Annotated in this window: 1 pseudogene; it reads left to right on the top strand. The window is 63.2% G+C overall.

From position 1 onward, the window contains the following. A pseudogene (locus DMB66_RS62300) lies at positions 1–582 on the top strand (hypothetical protein); the annotation flags it as partial.

Here is a 582-nt window from a genome sequence, read left to right as displayed (position 1 = left end):
GTTCGGTCAATCGCAGTTTGCGATCACTCGCGGCAACGCCTTCGAGGCCCAGGTCAAGGCGAACGCGTTTGCCGAGCTGATCCGGTTGCTCCGGGAGACCCTCGGACTGGAGCTGAACGAGGTCGGCCAGACCGATCTGGAAGAGGTCGGTGGAAACACCAGCCAGGAGATGCGGCACATCCGGTCTCGGCAGAAGCTGACCGGCGCGGCCGCCGACGGCGAGTCGACGTTCTTCGACCATCCTCTGCTGACCCTCGACGTCGGTGGTAACACCGTCTACCTTGAGCCTGACTTGGTGGCGTTCCACCACAACGGCAAATTCCACGTCGTCGAGATCAAGTCCTTCGCCGTCATCGACGACCAGGCCGACGGCGGCAAGGTCGCCGCCGCAGCCACCCAATCCGCTGTGTACGTGCTAGCTTTGCGGCGTCTGCTCGGCGCCGACGACGCGGTGTCGCACGAGGTTGTCCTCGTCTGCCCGAAGGACTTCTCCAACCAGCCGGTCGCCACCAAGGTCGATGTGCGCAAACAGCTAATCGTGCTGCAGCACCAACTGAGCCGGCTATCCCGCATCGAAAAGCT

It is taken from the genome of Actinoplanes sp. ATCC 53533 (genome assembly GCF_003947245.1).
This window is presented reverse-complemented; position numbering and strand designations above follow the sequence as displayed.